Below are 15755 nucleotides of genomic sequence, written 5' to 3' on the forward strand. Positions count from 1 at the left end.
CGAACGGGGTCAGACGAAGGTTGCAGCTGCGAGGAATACGGCGGGGGAGGCGCGGGGATTGATGGCAGGGCGTAGGTAGCGCGGTGGCGGTTGTGCCCAGCTGCGCACGACGATGGGTGAAGGGGCATTGCCCTGCACTCGGCTGAACGACCAGCCGCTGCTGGTCAGCGGCACGGCGAGGGCGAACGAGGAGCACACCGGGCAGTCGAGCTGGGCCATGTGCTGATCGCCGCCGGCATGATCCAGGTCGATGGCCGGGCCATGTTCGCTTGTGATCGAGCAGAAACCACCTTCCAGCCCAGCCAGGCGCAAGCCGCTCATCTGGCCGTGGTGCAGGCCGCACAGCAATAGGCTGAACAGAACGCTGGCATACAGCGCCCAGGCAGTCAGCGAACGCGTCTGGCGGGTGGTTTTCATGCCGAGGAATCTACCATTTGGGTGGATTCTATGGGCGCTGCAATGGGTGTGGTCGATTGTCGCAGTTGCTGTGCTGCCTGCGCTGGCCCAATCGCGGGACAAGCGCTGATCAATCCATCAGGCGGCCCGCTCCAGCACATCCAGCAAATCGACGAACTCGCGCGACAACTTGTGCCCCGGCGCCAGGTGCACCAACGGCACTGAGGCCTGGTGCGACTCACGCATCTTGATCGAAGTGCTCAAGTACACCGGCAGCACCGGCAGGCCTTCAGCGCGCAGCTGGTCGACCAGCGTCTGGTGCAACGCCGTGCGTGCGGCGAACTGGTTGACCACGATCCCTTCGACGTGCAGCGCGGCGTTGTGGTCCTGGCGCAGCTCCTCAACCTCGGCCATGACGCTGAGCAGCGCCTGGCGCGAGAAGCTGTCGCAGTCGAACGGGATCAGCAGCCGCTCGGCCGCCAGCATGGCGCTGAAGGTGTAGAAGTTAAGCGCAGGCGGGGTGTCGATGTAGATCCGCTCATAGTCGTCCGACAGCGCCACCAGCAACTTGCGCAGCTTGTTGATCTTGAACTTGCTTTCAAGCTTGCTCTGTAGCTCGGCAAGGTCAGGGCTAGCGGTGATCAGGTGCAGGTTGGGGTAGCGCGTCTCGGTGATGGCGACGCGGTTCTTCTTGCCTTCTGGCGTGGCGCACAGGGTTTGGCGGAAGAAGTCGGCAATGCCCGCTGGAATGTCGTCGTTGGCCAGCCCGGTCAGGTAGTAGGTGGCATTGGCCTGGGGGTCGAGATCGACCAGCAACGTTCGGTAACCCTCGCCAGCGCTGGCTGCGGCCAGGTTGCAGGCGATGCTGGACTTGCCGACGCCACCTTTCTGATTGAATACGACACGACGCATGGTGCAGTTCATCCCTGAGATGCGCCGCTCGGGCGGCGCGCTGAAATGTCAGATCAGAGACAATCCTATGAAGGAAACATGACAGTATTAAGACAAGCCTTGTTACATTGTGCCGCACGGTGGTCAATCGTCAGCTTGGCTTACGCTCACCTGATTGCGCCCAGCACGCTTGGCTGCGTACAGCGCCCGATCGGCCTTGCTTAGGGTAGTTGCCGGTTGCTCATCGCCACTGACCTGCCACTGCGCCACACCCAGCGAAACGGTCACCGCGCCAACCGGTGCAATTGCGCTGTCTTGTACGCAGATTCGCAGCCGCTGGGCGACGGTACTGGCGATTTCCAGCGGCGCGCCGGGCAGCAGTATCAGGAACTCCTCACCACCTGTACGGCACAGTACATCACCTTCGCGGCAGCAGCGGCGCATCAGCTCGGCCAAGCGGCGCAACACCTGGTCGCCAACATCGTGGCCAAAACCATCGTTGATCCGTTTGAAGTGATCGACATCCATCACGATGACCGAGAAATCACGCCCCTCAGCCTCCAGCAGCGACAGGCTGAACTCCAGGCTACGGCGGTTGCCCAGCCCGGTCAGCGGGTCGGTCTGGGCGTCGCGGTTGAGCCGGCCGATGCGCTCTTGCAGCAAATTGAGACCAAACAATAAGGCGCGTTTGAGCTCGGCAGCTTCGAAGTACCAAGCCTTGACCCGGTGCAGCCGCTCTGCGGTTTCGGCGCGGTCCAGTGCCCGCGCGCCGGCGGCCAATTGCCAGAGCGGGCGGGTGATGGTCAGCGCCAGCCACCACAGCAACAGGCTGCCGACCAGTGCCAGCGGGACAGAGATGAAGATCACATTGAGGATCAGCTGGCGCAGCGGCGCTATGGTTTGCGCCAACGGCTGTTGCGCCACCACGCCCCAACCAGTGCTGGGCACCGTGGCAAAACCGGCTAGCATCTGCACGCCGACGCTGTTGGTCAGCTGACGGGTCCCGTCCTTGAGGGTGGCGAGTTGGTCGATCAGTTCATTGCCACTGACTACCGTACCCACCCGCTGCGCATCAGGGTGATAGAGCAGGCGCCGGTTGCGGTCGACCACATAAAGGTAGGAGCCATCCTGGTAATAGTGCTCGCCGAGCAAGCTATTGAGGATGTTGTGCTCGCGCAGGTACAGACTGCCGCCGACATAGCCCAGGTAAGTGCCTTGGCTGTCGAACATCGGCTGCGACAGCGCCACCACCAGATTGTTGGCTGATGACAGGAACGGCGTGGAGACCAGCGCCCGGCGCTCACGCAATGCCTCTTGCGAGCCTGGAGAATGAACCTTGGCGCCGAGCAAGTGGCGCAGTGAGGCGGGCGACACTGCGCGCAACACGCCTTGGGCGTCGATGACGAACGTTGAGTTGAAGGCGCTGCTTTGGCGCAGCAAACGTTCAGTTTCTGCCAGCAGCGCTGCGCTGTGGTTCAGTTGCAACGCTTGAACCCCGGCGCTGAAACTCAGCTGTTGTAGGCCATTGCCCAGGAAAGTGTCGGTAATCGCCGCAAGCTTTGCGGCATACACCCGGTTGGATTCCAGTGAGTGGTCGATCAACAGCTGGCGCTGCACCCGGTAGCTGGCGAAGTAACTGGTCAGCAACATGAGCACGGCGGTAAGCGCCGAGAGCACGAGGATGAGTGTGCGCAGATCCAGGCGCAGTCCTTTTTTGGCGTGTGGCAATCCTGACCTCACTGACAGGCAGAGCGAGCGATAACCTTACTCGCTCTGCGCCATCGCAGCTATGTGGACGGTGAAACGGGAACAAACTGACGGGGCGCGTGAACAGCGGCTTTCAGAAAGCTCCCACGTCACTGGCTCTGGTTCAATTCATCTTCCACTTGCTGCATGCGCTCCTGCGCCAGTGCTTGGACCTTTTCATCCCGGGCACTTTCGCGCATCAGCCCGGTGAGCTTCTCGCTCAGCCGCTTGCCCTCGGCAGTTTCCCCCAGTGCCTTGGCCTTGGCTGGATCCTGGGTGGCCTGGACGATGGTGTCGAACTCGGCATCGCTGAAGTTCTGTTCGCTGTACAGCTTGAACAGGTCGTTGCGCTGGTCTTCGACGGTCAGGTGTTTGCGCAGCACGACCTTGATCTGCTCTTGCGGCACCTGCGGATGGGTCATGGCGAGCAACGCGGCCATGCGGCCGATGTTGTGCTCATAGGCATCCTGCAGGGGCAGGTTGGCAAGGATCTGCTCTTCACGAGTCGGTTTCTGGTCGCAAGCGGCGAGGGCGCCGAGCAGGAGCAGGGGCAGCAGCAGTTTGGGCAGGCGGATCATCGACAGGCAGGCCTTGGGCGCGGTAGAGGCGGCCAGTTTACCGGTTTTTCCCTCGCTAGCAGCACACGCCAGCCTGTCGGAATCAGGCCTTTTTCCCGACTTTGATTAAACGCATGGTTTTTGACACGACCTGCCCGCATACACCTGAATAGACCGGGAATCAGGGGCTTAGGCCCTTGTCTGGCAATCGGGGAGAAACGTTATGAAAAGGTGCATGGTGCAGGGCGACATGCTTGCAGATCGCACGTGCGAGCAGTATCCGACGGTTACGTTGTGCGAGGCGTGCATTCGCGAGGACGAGCAGTCAGGGCCAAACCGGCAAATTCTTGTAGTCGAAGGCGCCAGCGACGGCGCGCTCGATGACACCTGTGAATGGTGCGGCCACCCAGCATGAGCCCAACCATTTTCGGTGGCGCTGACGGTGCGCGGCTGATCGCCAGGCAGGGCCGCCAGCGCTCGGTGCTGTTCGTTTCTGCAGGCCTGCTGCAGCCGAAAAAACGCGATCACTCGCTGGCGCGGCGGCAACTGTACTTGAACTACGGTGCCCTGGGCCTGGCCACGCTGTGTGAGGTCAATGGCCTGGATACGCTGATGGTGCATGGCGAGCATGAACACCCCTCGGCGCTGGTGCAGCGCCTGCACCAGCAGGGGCGGATCAGTGCCGATACCCAGGTGCTGCTGTCGATCCCAAGTTTCTATGCCCTGGAGTGGTCGCGTCTGTTCTGTGAGGCAGTCAAGCGTGCCGACCGGGGGGCACGGATTGTGGTCGGTGGACGTTGGGTCACAGGTCCGGACAAGGCTTGGCTGCAGGGAGTGCTGCCGCACGCGGATCTGATCGTTCAGGGGGTAGGCGAGCAGCTCCTGCCCGGCCTGCTGGATTTCCAGGGGCAATGGCAGGCACCCGCTGATTGCGGTCTGAATCATCGCCTGGTCGAAGGCTTTGCACGCTATCAGCCAAGCATTGAAACCTCTCGCGGCTGTGGCCGCGGCTGCGCGTTCTGCGAAGAACGAGCGATACCACTGGAAGACCTCAAGGCGCCAACGCTGATCGTCAAGGAGCTGCAACGCATCATCGCCGACTATGGTGATCAAACGGTGCGTCCGTACTTTCAATCATCCTACCTGGTGCCTAAGCGACGCTGGGCCGAGCAGCTTGCCGATCAGGTCCAGCGCGCGGGCATCGACGTCGCCTGGCGCTGCGAAAGTCGGGTCGACAGCGTCAAGCCCAATGCGGTGGCTGCTCTGGCGGCGGCCGGCATGAAAGTGATCGACCTGGGGCTTGAGTCGGCCTCGCTGCAGCAGCTTAGGCACATGAACAAGGCGCCTGAGCCAAGGCGCTATCTCGACGCGGCCAGCGAGCTGCTCGAAACCTGCGCCAGCCACGGCATCTGGGTCAAGCTCAACGTGCTGCTGTATGCCGGGGAAACGGCGCGCACGCTGGATGAAACGCGGCGCTGGCTGGATGCCCACGCCCAGTACTTCAAAGGCCTGTCGGTGGGGCCGGTGGTGGTCTATGGGCCGAACAGCCATTGCGCAGATTTTCTACAAGAGCTGCGTTTGCTCGGCGCATCGCCGGTTGACCCTGCCAGTGCCCAGGCCGGTGGCGTGACCCAGATGCACCTGAGCGCTGAGCTCAGTTCCGAGCAGGCCGAGCTTGAGAGCCTGGCATTGTCCAGGCGCTACATGACGCAAAGCGACTACTTTGATCTGAAGTGTTTTTCCTATTACCCACGCGATTACAGCCATGCGCAGTTCGAACGTGATGTGGCCGCCTGTGATGTATCGCGGCTGCCTTTTCGCCTGCCGGCGTGATTGGCACGCGACGGTTTGATTGATTAGCTAAGGATGAGCCCATGTATGAGAAAGATGTCAAAGACTATGCCCGCGAGCAGGAACAGCGGGTATCGCGGCTGGAATACCGCGTGGTTTCGCACAACGATGGCCGTTCTGGCGGTCGCCAGGGTCTGATGCGCGACTATGCAAGGATTCTCTATTCTTCGTCGTTCCGTCGCCTGCAAGGCAAGATGCAGCTGCTGTGGATCGACGCCGGGCGCTTCAATCGCAATCGCTTGACCCACAGCCTTGAGGTCGCGCAGATCGCCCGCTCGATCGCCAGCGACCTGGAACTCAAGGACACGGTGGTCGCCGAAGCCGCAGCACTTGCCCACGATATCGGCAACCCGCCGTTTGGCCATCACGGTGAAACCGTGCTCAATGAGCTGTGCCAGAGCTGTGGCGGCTATGAAGGCAACGCCCAGGCGTTTCGCATCCTGCGCACCTTGGAGCGCAAGCACCATGCCTACGACGGATTGAACCTGAATGTGCGCACCCTGATGGGAGTGACCAAGTACTTCCATCTTCGCCAAGACGACCCGAAGAAATTTCTCTATGACGACGATCATGCGTTTTTAACTGGCGAGCTGGCCAAGCACGATGTGCAGATCGTCAAAAGCATCGATGCCGAAATCATGGACCTGGCCGACGAGATCGCCTACGCCGCGCATGATCTGGAAGACGCCTTGAGTTTCGGGTTGATCAGCCTTGGCGAGATCCTGCACGAGTTCAAGATCAGTGAAAAGTTTTCCGACGCCTACGACACGATCGAGCGCCTGGCCAAGGAGGTCCAGAACGATGCCATGCAGGCTCGCCGTTCCGGGTCGTCAGAGGAATACGCCATGGTGTTGAAGAAGGAATTGACCTCCAAGATCGTCAATACCCTGTGTGAAGATATCGGACTGGTCGGCGGCAAACTTGGCTACAAGCAGCACGGTAAACTGGCCGAGGGCCTGAAGAAACTGCTGTTCAAGGCCATCTTGCGCAAGAAGGACGTGCAACTCTACGAAAAGCGCGGCGAGCAGGTTATTCGCAGGCTGTTCGAGGTCTATACCGATGAACGCTACAACAAGGACAACATGCTCCTGCCGCCAGAGCTGCGCTCGGTCCAAGGGGACCGCAAACGTCTGGTGACTGACTATATCGCCGGCATGATGGACCTTTACGCCATGCAGGAATACGAGCGGTATTTCGGCAAGGGCAGCCTTGATGGTTATTACTTCAAGTAGGCGCCAACCAGGGCCGAGGTGCCGCCTGGAATCAGGTGATTTGCCAAGGCCCTGCCAATCGCGTAGAAAACCGCCTTTGCCCACGGCCTAGAGTGCAATGAATAGCTGGACGATCACCTCGGTAAACCCTGATGCCATCGATGAGGTAGTGTCCTTTGTCGATAGCGCCCGCCGTGCGCTTTTTCCCATGCTGGCGGGAGCACCACTGCCTGCTGACCTCGGGCGTTTTGCCGCAACTTACCTGGACGGCGACGGCCACTTTCTGATCGCTCGTGACCAAGCTCGCTTGGTCGCAGCCATTGGCTATCTGCCTTACGACCAGCGCTTTGCCCAACTCAATTATCGCGGGGTGAACACGGTTGAGATCGTCAGATTGTTCGTCCTGCCGGACTATCGCCGCTGTGGTCTGGCTCAGGCGCTGTTCCAGGCGTTGCGCGAATGCGCGGTGAACGCCGGGGTCGAGCTGCTGTACCTGCATACTCATCCGTTCTTGCCGGGGGCGATCAGCTTCTGGGAGCGCCAGGGGTTCGAGATAATCGATGTCGAACAGGATCCGCTTTGGCGTACCACCCATATGCAGTTGTCGCTAAGCTAGCGCTGCGCTTCAGAACCCACCCGTCAAAGGGAACTCGACCGCCAAGCGAATCTGATCGGCATCCAGCTCGGCTTGCGCGGTATTGCCCCGATGCATGTTGTGACGCAGCGAGAAGGCAGTGCCTTTGGCCTTGCCGCTTTGCACTACGTAGCGCGCTTCCAGATCACGCTCCCAGTGCTTGCCGCCCTTGCCATAGCCCAGGTACGCATAGCCGCCATGCTGATCGACATGGCTGCCATCGATATCGAAGCCGCGTACATACAGCGCGGTCAGGTTCAGCCCGGGCACGCCATAGGCGCCCATGTTCAGGTCATAGCGCGCCTGCCACGACTTCTCGTTGGGGGCGTTGAAGTCGGACAGCTGCACGGCGTTGCTGATGAAGATCGCGCCGCGGGTGACATAGTCGAACGGGGTGTTGCCATCGACCTGCTGCCAACCGAGGCTGAAGCCGTGCGGCCCGTGGTTGTAGCGCGAGACCAGGCTCCAGGTGGTGTTGTCAATCTGCCCGGAGAGGGCTTTGCCGGTGTCGCTGGTGCGGTACAGGTTGAGATCCAGGCTCAGGCTGCGCCGATCATCCAGGGCATGGCTGAGGGTGCTGCCCAGGTAGTGTTGGTTCCAGCTGTCCTCATAGCGCGAAGTGTAGAGACTGGCGCTGACTGCGCTGCTCGGGTTCCACACCGCACCGGCCAGGTCGAAGCTGTTGCCCTTGCGTGCATTGGAATAATTCACCACGAAGCCTTGATTGTGACTGGAGGCGTTGCGGTCGGTACTTTCGGTGAAATGCCCGGCGACCAGCTTGAGGGTGTCGATCTCGTTGCTGGTAAGGAACAGTCCGGTCGCGGTCTCGGGCAGCAGGCGACTGTCCGAGGAGCTGAAAACGGGCGTCTTGACTCGCTGCTCGCCATAGGACAGCACTGTGTTGGACAGGCGCAGCTTGAGCGCCGCGCCGCCACGGCTGTACTCGTTCTTCGGGTGGCCCTGATTGTCCACGCCCAGCAGGCGCGCTTTGCCGGCGCGGCCGCCGCCGCTGTCGAGCTGCACGCCGAGGTAGGCATGGGCATCGACGCCGACGCCGATCAGGCCTTGGGTGAAGCCGGACTGCACGCTGCCCATCAGGCCGTAGGCCCATTCCTCGGCTTTACCGTTGCGTTCGCTGCGCGGCTTGTAGGCGTTGCGCGCGCTGCTGTTGCTGCCCCCATGACGGTAGTCGCGCTGGTCGAACACGCTGCGGTTGAGCAGGCTCCAGGTGCTGTCTTGGACAAAGCCGTTGGACTGCGACTGGGCAGACTCAGCCGCGGCCAGGGCGCTGATGCCCAGCCAGGGCAGCGCCAGGGTCATGCGTAGCAAAGGGCTCATTGACCAGCCTCCAGTTTCTCCAGTTGCACCTGCAGGCGGGCTTTGGCGCGGGCGGGGAGGTTGTCTGGCAGCGACTGAGTATGCCCGGTCGGCTCGCCGACCTGGATCAGCATGACCATGCCCATGGCCAGGTGTGGAATGCACTGGATGCCGTACAGCCCCGGTACCCTGAAGGTCTGCTCGACGGGCTGGTTGAGCTTGCTCTTGAACGGCTCGGCACCGGTGGGCAGCAGGGTGGCGATGCTGGCTGCGTTGTGCCCGTTCTGCGTAGGCAAGAAGCGCACGCTGTCGCCCGGCGCGATGCGCAGATGGTCCGGCTCGTAGACCATTGCGCCGTCGGCGCCACGGTTGAGCATTTTCACTTCATGGACTTCAGCCAAGGCCTGCGGGGCGAGCAGGGCGCTAGAAAGCAGCAGGGCAAACGGGCGCAACAGCATAGCGAGAACTTCCAGGTTCAGGGGGCGCGAAAGCGCAGGATGCGCGCGCCGTCGTAAGGGTCGGTGAGGTAGTGGGCGTGCACGCCAAAGGTGCTCAGCAGACGCTCAGGGGTGAGCACCTCAAGTGGCTTGCCAAGCGCGACCAGACGGCCCTGGTCGAGCACTGCCAGACGGTCGCAAGTCAGTGCCTGGTTGAGATCGTGCAGCGCGACCAGGGTCGTTACCTGCAGCGCCTGCACCTGTTGCAACAGGCTCAACTGGTGCTGGATATCCAGGTGGTTGGTCGGCTCGTCGAGCAAAAGCACCTGCGGTCGTTGCGCCAAGGCGCGGGCGATGTGCACGCGCTGACGCTCACCACCCGACAGGCTATGCCAGAGCCGCTCGCGCAAGTGCAGCGCATCGAGGTTGAGCAAGGCCTGTTCGACGATGCTGCGGTCGTCTTTAGAGAACGGCGCGAGGGCCGACAACCACGGCGTGCGGCCGAGGGCCACGGCATCGTAGACGCTGATGGCGTCGCTGGTGTCGGCTTGTTGCTCGACCAGGGCCAGGCCCTGTGCAACCCGGCGCCGGGGCATCTGCGCCAGGGGCTCGCCAAGCAATTGCACCGTGCCGCTACTGGGTTTGAGCAAGCCGGCCAGAAGTTTGAGCAGGGTCGACTTGCCCGAACCGTTGGGGCCGACCACGCCCAGGGTTTCGCCAGGGATCACTGCCAGGTCGATGTCTTGCAGCACCGTGCGCCCGCCCAGGCGCAAACTGAGGCCCAGGCAGGACAACGGCGCCACCTGCAAGGCTGTCATTATCGTCATGGGCGCCCCCTGCGGCTGACCAGAATCAACGCGAACACCGGCGCGCCAATCAGCGCCGTGACCACGCCCACCGGGATCACCTGGCCGCTGATCAGCGTGCGCGAAAGGATATCGGCGCTGATCAGAAACAGCGCCCCGCCCAGGGCACTGGCTGGCAGCAGGCGGCTATGCCCGGGGCCAAGCAGCAGGCGCAGGGCATGCGGGATGACCAGCCCGACAAAGCCGATGGCGCCGACGATCGACACCATCACTGCGGTCACCAGTGCTGCGCAGCTGATCAGCAGCAATTGCGTGCGCCGGACCGGGACGCCCAGCGAGGCAGCCGAGTCGGCGCCGAAGGTGAACGCGTCCAAGGCGCGCCGATGCCACAAGCACACCGCCAGCCCCAGCAGGGCGACTGGCAACGCCAGCCACACCGAAGGCCAGCGCACACCGCTTAAGTTGCCCAGCAGCCAGAACAGAATGCCCCGCGCCTGTTCAGCGGTTGCCGACTTGGTAATGAGAAATGCCGTCAGCGCGCTGAACAGCTGCGAGCCTGCGATACCGGCAAGAATCACCTGGGCGTTGCTGCTAGTGGGGCCACTGGCACGCGACAGCAGCAAGACCAGGCCAAAGGCGGCGAGGGCGCCGATAAAGGCGCCACCGGACATCGTCAGCGCCGCACCGCCCAGACCGAGCAGGCCGACTGCCACCGCGCCGGTCGAGGCCCCGGCCGACAGACCCAGCAAATAGGGTTCGGCCAGCGGGTTGCGCAGCAATGCCTGGAGGATCACCCCGCAGGTTGCCAGCCCGGCGCCGCACGCCGCGGCGACCAGGGTGCGGGTGAGGCGATAGTTCCAGATGATGCCGGCATCGATCGGGTCGACCGGGTAGCCGGCGCTCCACAACTGGTTGGCCAGCACCTGATAGACCACGCTTGGCGACAATGGCGTCTCACCGATGGCGATGCCCGCCAACAGGGCCGCGACCAGCGCGGCCAGGGCCAGGGCGGTGTAGGGCAGCAGGCGGATCATGGTTGCGCGGCTTTACCGGAGGCGAAGGCGCTAGACAGGGTTTCCAGGCCACGGAACAGGCGAATACCGGCCTGCATGGCGTCGGCGTCGAGAACGACGATCCGCCCTTGCTTGACCGCATCCATGTTCTGCGTGACCGGGTCGTTGCGCAAGAACTCCAGTTTTTTCTGGTAGTCATCGGCTGGGAAGCGGCGACGGTCCATGCGCGCGATGATCAGCCAGGTCGGGTTGGCCTTGGCCAGGGTTTCCCAGCCGACCGTGGGCCACTCTTCGGTGGACTCGACCACATTGCGCACACCCAGGGTTTGCAGCATGAAGTCGGCCACGCCTTGGCGACCGGCGACGTACGGGTCGATATCCAGGTCGGCACTGGAGAACCAGAACAGCGCCGAGGTGTGCGACAGGTCCTTGCCGGCCAACTGCTGCTTGGCGTTGTCCAGGCGCGCCTTGAGTTCGGCATTCAGTGCGCTGCCGCGCGCTTGCACGTCGAAGATCTCGGCCAGCTGGCTGACGCTCTTGTAGATGCTGTCGATCTGGAACGGTTGCAGGCGGGTGCCGTCGGCGCCGACCAGGTTGTCCTTGCCTTCGCAATCGGAGGGCAACAGGTAGGTGGGAATGTTCAGCTCGGCAAATTGCTCACGGGTGCCGACCACGCCCTGGGCGCCGACCATCCACTCGAATTGTACCGCCACCAGTTGCGGGCGCTTGCCGACCACGGCCTCGAAGCTTGGGTCGTTGTCAGCCAGGCGCTCGACCTTGTCGTTCTGCGCTTTGTACTCAGGCAGGACATTGTTGAACCACAGCGAAGTGCCGGCCAATTTTTCGCCCAAGCCCAATGCGTAGAGCATCTCGGTGCCCGCCTGGCCGATGGTCACGGCACGCTCGGGGGCCTGGGCAAAGGTCTGCGGTGCGCCACAGTTGTCGACCGTCAACGGGTAGTGGGTGGCGGCGGCTTGGGCCAGGCCGGTCAGACTCAGGCCGGCGAGCAGGGCGGCGAAACGAGGCAGCATGATGGGGCGATCTCCTATCGAACAGTTCACGGAATGAACGCACGGACAGGCATCGCCGAGCCCGTTGCGCAAGGCAACAGGCCACACCCTGGCAAGGGTGGAGATGACCATCCCGGACACCCCGCCGGTTGGAATATGTAGGCCGGCAGGTCTCCTGACTGGTGCGTCTGCGCCCGGCTCCAGCCTTCCCGGATCAGCGGATCCAGTGGCATCGATGGAGCGGGCTCGGCACCTACAGTTGCGGGGGCAGTTCCAGTTGGCCTGCATGAGGGCAGGCCGGGGATTCCCTATTATTTCCGTGGTGGAAACCGGCGGGCGGCATGGTAGACCATCAGGCCGCCGGGTGAAACGCTTTTCACAGGTACTTGAGCCAGGCGATGTCGCGCCGGCGCGCCTTGAGCCGGGCGAACCAGCGCACTGGCAAGTACAGCGAGACCGCCAGCAGCAGCGCTGCCAGCCACACCGCGCCGATGCTGTCGAAGCCGAAGTAATCGCCGTGGTTCAGGCCAAACAGGGCCACGCTGGCCAGGTACAGCAGCTTGAGCACGTACAGGTGCAGCAGGTAGAAGAACATCGGTGCGGCGCCGAACACCGCCAGGACACTGATCCAGCGTGCCTGCCCGGCGCGCTCGAAACCACGCAACAGCAGCAGGCCGGCGCCCAGGGTCAGGGTCAGGAACAACAGCGACGGTGGGTACTTGGTGATGTTGAAGAAGCTCATCAGCGTTTGCGTCAGCGTCGGGTAGCTGCTCCACGGCGCTTCGCCATAGCCGTTGAGCATGCGCAGCACGAGAAAGCCCAGCAGGGCCAACGCACCGACCAGCAACAACCGGTGCTGACGCTCGCCAGCATCGCTGGCGCGGGTGAACCATGGGCCCAGGCCATAGCCGAGGGCGATTACCCCGATCCACGGCAGAACCGGGTACGAGGTGCGCAGGCGCAGGCTGTCAGAGAACTCCAGCCAGCCGCGGTCATGCAGGATCGCCCACGGCACATGCATCCACGACCCTGGCGCGAAGTGCAGGCCGTCGAGCAGGTTGTGCCCGGCGACGATCGCCGCGCCCAGGGCGATCAGGGCAGGGCGTGGCAGCCAGACCAGCAGCGACAGGGCGATCATGCTCACGCCAATGGCCCAGATCACCTGCATGTAGATCACGCTGGGTGGCAGCTGGAAGGTCCAGGCGAAGTTGACCAGGGTGAACTCCAGCACCACCAGGAACAGCCCACGCTTGAACAGGAACGCCGAGACATCGCCCCGGCCCTGGTATTTTTCGCCATACAGCCAGGCGGAAAGACCGGTCAGCAGGACGAACACCGGCGCGCACAGGTGAGCCAAGGTCCGGCTGAAGAACAGCGACGGGTCGGTGGCGTCGATGGCCATGGGGTCGCTGACCTGGCGATGCAGGAAGAAGGTTTCACGCACGTGATCCAGGAGCATGAACACGATTACCAGGCCGCGCAGGGCATCGATGCTTTGCAGGCGCTGGGTGAGCAGGGTGGGGGTGGCGCTGGCGCTTGTCATGGGAGGGGTCGCAGGCAGGAATGGATATCAAATGAAACGTTATCTTATAACTATTTGGTTTGAGAGTGATAGGATTTTTGTGCGGGTCTGGTGTTGGTGAGATGCGACAGGCGCTATCGCGGGCAAGCCTGCTCCTACAGGGCCAACGGCACCCTCTGTAGGAGCGGGCTTGCCCGCGATGACGTCAGCACTGCCTCAATCGATCAAAAGCTGTAATCCACCGTCGCAAAGTACGAGCGCGGCGCCCCCAGCAACCACTGCTCGCCACTGTACGCCGACACCACATAATCGCGGTTGAGCAGGTTGTTCAGCTGCAGCCCCAGGCGCACATCCGGCAGCACCTGCCAGCCCAGATTGGCATCGACCACGGTATACCCCGGGATGCGCTTGCTATTGGCCGTGTCGGCATACCGCGCATCGACATAACGCAGGCCAACACCAGCATCCAGCGCCTGCCCAAAGCCTTTGCTCAACCACACATTGGCACTGCGCCGTGGCACGTTGTCCGGGCGGTTGCCACTGCGGTCCACCGCCACCCCTGCGACCACTTCATCGAAGTCATCGAACTTGGCGCGCACCAGCGAGGCGTTGGCCGAGACATGCCATTGGTTGGCCAAGGCCAGTTCCACGCTGGCTTCCAGGCCGTTCGAACTTTGCTGGCCAGCCTGTTGTGGCTGGTGGGTGATCGGGTTGTCGACCAACAGTTTCTTCTTGACGATGTGATACGCCGCCAAGGTCCACTCACCGCGGCCGTCCCAGAAGCGCTGCTTGAGGCCCAGCTCGGTTTGCTTGGACTTGGTCAGGTCGTAGTCCATCTGCGTCGGGCTGAGGCTGACCAGGTTGTTCACGCCGTCCTCGCTGGTGGAGTACTGGCCATACAGCGACAGGTCGTCGGTGACGGCGAACACCAAGCCTGCGCGCCAGTTGCCGCCATTGAGGCTGCGGTCGCTGCGGCTGCCATCGAGCAGGTTGTCGCGGTCGATGTGGTTCTGGTCGCGGCGAATCCCGGTGACCAACGACAGGCGCTCGGTCAGTTGGGTGCGGTTCTCGGCGAACAGGGCGAAGGTGTGGGTGGTGCTTCGGGTGCGCGGGCGCAGCGCGCTTTGGCTGTCGAACCAGCCGGGCGCTGGGTCCCACGGGTCGATGTAGTCGCCGCCGATGTCGTTGTAGGGGGCGTTGTTGGTGAGCTTGAAGCGGATCTTGTTGTACTCGGCGCCGACCACGGTCTTGCTGGCCAGGCCGAACAGCGAGTGGTCGAAGGTGAAGCTTTGGCGATCGCCGATCTGCTCCTGGTTGTGCTTGATCTCAAGAAAACCATTGCGCAGCAGCTGGCCTTGGGCTGCGTCCCAGTTGTAGTTCTCGGCATTGCGCCAGTGTCGACGGCTCTTGATGTAGTACAGCTGGTTGCTGGCGCTGACGTTGTCGCTGAGGGTCCACTCGGTGTTCAGGCGGGTCCACTCATCGTGGTAGCGCAGCACGTCGTTGCGCACGTTGTAGTTTTTCTTGCGCAGGCTGTCGCGGTAATGACCGTCGATCAATGGCGTGCCGAAGTAGTTCATCGGCTCGGCATCGCCGCGCTCGTGGGCGAGGGTGAAGCTCAAATCGTCCGTGGCATCGAAGCGCAGCGCGGCGCTCAGGGCCAGGTTGCGCGAGTCGCCGCGGTCGACGTAACCGTTGCCCTGTTGTTTGTTCAGGGTCATCCGGTAGCTCAAGCGCTCGCTGAGGCTGCCGCCGCTGTCCAGGCCAAGCTGGGAGCGGTCCCAGGAGCCATAGCCCAGGCGCAGGTGATTGCGGATCTCGCCTGCGAAGGGTTTTTTCGGCATCACGTTGACCACCGCACCGGTGGCGCCTTCACCGTAGAGCACCGAGGCAGGGCCACGAATCACGTCGATACGCTCGACCATCCACGGATCGACCGGGAAGGTCTGGGTGCCTGCGCCGGTATACAGCCGGGCACCGTCGAACAGGGTCATTACCGAGCCGTGGCCGGTAAAGCCGCGTGCCGAGAGCGCGGTGCCGCCATCGCCTGGGTTGCCGATGAAGGTGATGCCGGGCGAACGGCTGACGGCGTCTTGCACGGTGAGGTTGCTGCGTTGCTGGATCTGTTCGGCGCTGATGCTGCTGGTGCTGGCCGGGGTTTCCAGGGCGCTCAGGCCCAGGCGTGAGCCTGCTTGGGTCGGCGTGGCCAGGTCGACGCGCGGTTCGTCGCGCACGTCGGTGATCGCTGTCGAAGGCAGGGCCAGCACTGCGCGTTGAGGTTCATCGGCCAGGGCCGGAAGGGAAACGGCCAGGCAGGCCGCCAGGGTGTGAAGCTTGCTTGTACGGGACATGTCGTTCCACTGC

Annotated in this window: 14 protein-coding genes and 1 riboswitch; of the genes, 3 read left to right on the forward strand and 11 right to left on the reverse strand. The window is 62.8% G+C overall.

Annotation, left to right across the window (positions count from 1 at the left end):
- Positions 1–9 precede the first annotated feature (9 nt).
- From HU737_RS08120 to HU737_RS08135, 4 genes are all read right to left on the reverse strand, one after another.
- A complete protein-coding gene (locus tag HU737_RS08120) occupies positions 10–417 on the reverse strand; it encodes a DUF2946 family protein (protein ID WP_186553395.1) in 408 nt (135 codons plus the stop codon).
- A gap of 117 nt (positions 418–534) precedes the next feature.
- On the reverse strand, positions 535–1308 hold the full coding sequence (locus tag HU737_RS08125) for a ParA family protein (RefSeq protein ID WP_186553394.1): 774 nt from the start codon (positions 1306–1308) through the stop codon (positions 535–537).
- Between the two features lie 123 nt (positions 1309–1431).
- Positions 1432–3015, reverse strand: coding sequence for a sensor domain-containing diguanylate cyclase (locus HU737_RS08130; protein ID WP_186553393.1), 1584 nt, complete (start codon positions 3013–3015; stop codon positions 1432–1434).
- Positions 3016–3143: 128 nt separating this feature from the next.
- A complete protein-coding gene (locus HU737_RS08135; protein ID WP_186553392.1) occupies positions 3144–3611 on the reverse strand; it encodes a hypothetical protein in 468 nt (155 codons plus the stop codon).
- 390 nt (positions 3612–4001) lie between these two features.
- Between HU737_RS08135 and HU737_RS08140 the strand changes: the two genes are divergently transcribed.
- The 3 genes from HU737_RS08140 to HU737_RS08150 all read left to right on the forward strand — a co-directional run bounded on the left by HU737_RS08140 (position 4002) and on the right by HU737_RS08150 (position 7268).
- Positions 4002–5423 (forward strand): B12-binding domain-containing radical SAM protein, encoded by a 1422-nt coding sequence (locus tag HU737_RS08140; protein ID WP_186553391.1) that lies wholly within the window; start codon positions 4002–4004, stop codon positions 5421–5423.
- Between the two features lie 41 nt (positions 5424–5464).
- A complete protein-coding gene (gene dgt, locus HU737_RS08145) occupies positions 5465–6673 on the forward strand; it encodes a dGTP triphosphohydrolase (RefSeq protein ID WP_186553390.1) in 1209 nt (402 codons plus the stop codon).
- Between the two features lie 97 nt (positions 6674–6770).
- Positions 6771–7268: a GNAT family N-acetyltransferase gene (locus tag HU737_RS08150; protein ID WP_186553389.1), complete on the forward strand. Its 498-nt coding sequence runs from the start codon at positions 6771–6773 to the stop codon at positions 7266–7268.
- Between the two features lie 9 nt (positions 7269–7277).
- Here the strand turns inward: HU737_RS08150 and HU737_RS08155 are convergent, their stop codons facing one another.
- From HU737_RS08155 to HU737_RS08185, 7 genes are all read right to left on the reverse strand, one after another.
- Complete coding sequence (locus tag HU737_RS08155; RefSeq protein WP_405128897.1) at positions 7278–8624, reverse strand: OprD family porin; 1347 nt, start codon at positions 8622–8624, stop codon at positions 7278–7280.
- Entirely contained in the window at positions 8621–9061 is a 441-nt protein-coding gene (locus HU737_RS08160; RefSeq protein ID WP_186553388.1) for a pseudoazurin, read from the reverse strand. Before HU737_RS08160 ends, HU737_RS08155 begins: the two co-directional genes overlap by 4 nt.
- Before the next feature lie 17 nt (positions 9062–9078).
- Positions 9079–9867, reverse strand: a complete 789-nt coding sequence (locus tag HU737_RS08165; RefSeq protein WP_186553387.1) for an ABC transporter ATP-binding protein — start codon at positions 9865–9867, stop codon at positions 9079–9081.
- The gene (locus HU737_RS08170) at positions 9864–10880 is read right to left on the reverse strand and encodes a FecCD family ABC transporter permease (RefSeq protein WP_186553386.1); all 1017 of its coding nucleotides are present in this window, start codon (positions 10878–10880) and stop codon (positions 9864–9866) included. The genes HU737_RS08165 and HU737_RS08170 overlap by 4 nt, the downstream gene beginning before the upstream one ends.
- The gene (locus HU737_RS08175; RefSeq protein ID WP_186553385.1) at positions 10877–11890 is read right to left on the reverse strand and encodes an ABC transporter substrate-binding protein; all 1014 of its coding nucleotides are present in this window, start codon (positions 11888–11890) and stop codon (positions 10877–10879) included. The genes HU737_RS08170 and HU737_RS08175 overlap by 4 nt, the downstream gene beginning before the upstream one ends.
- Positions 11891–12017: 127 nt before the next feature.
- Positions 12018–12218: riboswitch (cobalamin riboswitch) on the reverse strand.
- A 27-nt stretch (positions 12219–12245) separates the two neighbouring features.
- Positions 12246–13412 carry an acetyltransferase domain-containing protein gene (locus HU737_RS08180; RefSeq protein ID WP_186553384.1) on the reverse strand — a complete coding sequence of 389 codons (1167 nt, stop codon included), beginning with the start codon at positions 13410–13412 and terminating at the stop codon, positions 12246–12248.
- 203 nt (positions 13413–13615) lie between these two features.
- Positions 13616–15742 (reverse strand): TonB-dependent receptor, encoded by a 2127-nt coding sequence (locus tag HU737_RS08185; protein ID WP_186553383.1) that lies wholly within the window; start codon positions 15740–15742, stop codon positions 13616–13618.
- Positions 15743–15755: the final 13 nt, after the last annotated feature.

Source organism: Pseudomonas urmiensis, from assembly GCF_014268815.2.
In the GTDB taxonomy this organism is placed as follows: domain Bacteria; phylum Pseudomonadota; class Gammaproteobacteria; order Pseudomonadales; family Pseudomonadaceae; genus Aquipseudomonas; species Aquipseudomonas urmiensis.

Excerpts from the sequence above, each read along its gene's own strand:
- HU737_RS08125 (WP_186553394.1), bottom strand. The coding sequence starts at position 1,308 with ATGCGTCGTGTCGTATTCAATCAGAAAGGTGGCGTCGGCAAGTCCAGC.
- HU737_RS08185 (WP_186553383.1), bottom strand. The coding sequence starts at position 15,742 with ATGTCCCGTACAAGCAAGCTTCACACCCTGGCGGCCTGCCTGGCCGTT.
- HU737_RS08180 (WP_186553384.1), bottom strand. The coding sequence starts at position 13,412 with ATGACAAGCGCCAGCGCCACCCCCACCCTGCTCACCCAGCGCCTGCAA.
- HU737_RS08175 (WP_186553385.1), bottom strand. The coding sequence starts at position 11,890 with ATGCTGCCTCGTTTCGCCGCCCTGCTCGCCGGCCTGAGTCTGACCGGC.
- HU737_RS08135 (WP_186553392.1), bottom strand. The coding sequence starts at position 3,611 with ATGATCCGCCTGCCCAAACTGCTGCTGCCCCTGCTCCTGCTCGGCGCC.
- HU737_RS08170 (WP_186553386.1), bottom strand. The coding sequence starts at position 10,880 with ATGATCCGCCTGCTGCCCTACACCGCCCTGGCCCTGGCCGCGCTGGTC.
- HU737_RS08155 (WP_405128897.1), bottom strand. The coding sequence starts at position 8,624 with ATGAGCCCTTTGCTACGCATGACCCTGGCGCTGCCCTGGCTGGGCATC.
- dgt (WP_186553390.1), top strand. The coding sequence starts at position 5,465 with ATGTATGAGAAAGATGTCAAAGACTATGCCCGCGAGCAGGAACAGCGG.
- HU737_RS08140 (WP_186553391.1), top strand. The coding sequence starts at position 4,002 with ATGAGCCCAACCATTTTCGGTGGCGCTGACGGTGCGCGGCTGATCGCC.
- HU737_RS08160 (WP_186553388.1), bottom strand. The coding sequence starts at position 9,061 with ATGCTGTTGCGCCCGTTTGCCCTGCTGCTTTCTAGCGCCCTGCTCGCC.
- HU737_RS08120 (WP_186553395.1), bottom strand. The coding sequence starts at position 417 with ATGAAAACCACCCGCCAGACGCGTTCGCTGACTGCCTGGGCGCTGTAT.
- HU737_RS08165 (WP_186553387.1), bottom strand. The coding sequence starts at position 9,867 with ATGACGATAATGACAGCCTTGCAGGTGGCGCCGTTGTCCTGCCTGGGC.
- HU737_RS08150 (WP_186553389.1), top strand. The coding sequence starts at position 6,771 with ATGAATAGCTGGACGATCACCTCGGTAAACCCTGATGCCATCGATGAG.